1 protein-coding gene is annotated in these 1,423 nt (G+C 45.1%); it reads right to left on the bottom strand.

Features of this window, described 5'->3' with window-relative positions:
* Positions 1-13 precede the first annotated feature (13 nt).
* On the bottom strand, positions 14-1,387 hold the full coding sequence (locus CXF76_RS00680; protein WP_096058041.1) for an IS4 family transposase: 1,374 nt from the start codon (positions 1,385-1,387) through the stop codon (positions 14-16).
* Positions 1,388-1,423: the final 36 nt, after the last annotated feature.

The raw sequence follows: 1,423 nt of genomic DNA, 5'->3' as shown, positions 1-1,423 counted from the left end.
AGCTGTCTCTTGATCACAAGTCTGACTCAAGAGATTTTGCTAAATCGTAGCCTTCCAGGATGGCTTGTAACTTAAGCCATCCTTGCCATAACACTTTCACAGATGCACGCCCTGTGCGCTTGGTATCTTTCCAGCCTCCTAACTTTGCCAGTTCCTGATACGCCCATGACATATTTGGAGCAGTTTCAGGCAATGGTGTTTTTATTCTCTTTAACCACAATAACTTCCATGCTTTGGGAGATAACAGTTGTTCACAACTTGGAGAATCAGGCTGCTCATTGGTGAACTTTAGTTGCAATATTCGCGTCGCAATAAAGCCATTAATCGTCACCAATCTTTCCATGTTATCTTGGCTTTGAAGGCGTAAACTTTCGATATCCGTACCATCACTTTTCCAGACTTTATGGTATTCCTCTACAAGCCAACGGTGCTCATAGTAGGTGATGATAGCTAAAGCGTCTTCTTTGCTGGTGACTGGTTCACTGGTTAATAGGTGCCAGCTTAAGCCGTTCTCAGCGTTTCCTCGCTCTGCACAGCCGACATAGTAAACTGGGAGGGAGTGTCCTTTCTTATTGTAAGGCGCTTTGAGTGTCACTGGCGCATAGGTGATATCCAGTGTTGCGCTTCGGGCTTTTCTTCCTCCTTTTTGTGCAATGTGGATGTGTTTGGTGCCTGCACTCATCAGCTCGCTTGCAAACGCATAGAGCTTATCCTCACCTTCTTCAATATGACGACTTTGCATCGAGCGTACGACGAATCGTTGCTGCTCGCTCAGTTTATACTGCAAGTATTCGTAGATGTCCGCTTCGCGGTCACACACCGATATCACGTTCGCCATTTGTCCTTGCAGCCGCTCTGCCATCGCTCGTGACGCTGACTCCCACTTGTAACTTTCTTTTTCTTCGTAAGAAGTCGTCGCGTGTTTTTCTCTTTTTCCAATCGTGTTGATATCACGACTCCAGCGAGACTGTTCAATTAATCCCACAACTTGCTTTGTGTCTGGCGCAAACAGTAATACGCTATGAGCTAACAAGCCTCGTTGTTTTGCTCCTCGTCCGACATGACCCAAATCATCTCGAATGGAGGAATGTTTATAAATTAGTGTGGTCGTGTCTTCTAATGCGAGTAATAAGTTATGACTTTTTGCTTGTTCAACCGTGGCTTTAAAGCCTGACTCTGCTATAGCCGTTGCGTCAATATTCTCGTTGCGAATAAAGCGGTAGGCACCTTCCATATCGGCGGGGGATTGAGTGATGTTCACAAGTGGTTTTCCTGGTTCATTTGCAAGCGTTGATGCTAACTTTACCAGACGCGCTGTTCTTCTTGGATCACCTAAGTCCGATTTACCGAATTGTTGTTTTGCCCAATGAGTATGTTCGTTAATCATAATGTGCCCTCAAACAAGATTTGAAGATCTGATCAT

Origin of the sequence: Pseudoalteromonas sp. 78C3 (assembly GCF_002836695.1) — a bacterium.
Lineage (GTDB): Bacteria > Pseudomonadota > Gammaproteobacteria > Enterobacterales > Alteromonadaceae > Pseudoalteromonas > Pseudoalteromonas arctica.
The sequence above is the reverse complement of the archived record's forward strand: the minus strand, read 5'-3'. Positions and strand labels throughout refer to the sequence as shown.

Excerpts from the sequence above, each read along its gene's own strand:
- CXF76_RS00680 (WP_096058041.1), bottom strand. The coding sequence starts at position 1,387 with ATGATTAACGAACATACTCATTGGGCAAAACAACAATTCGGTAAATCG.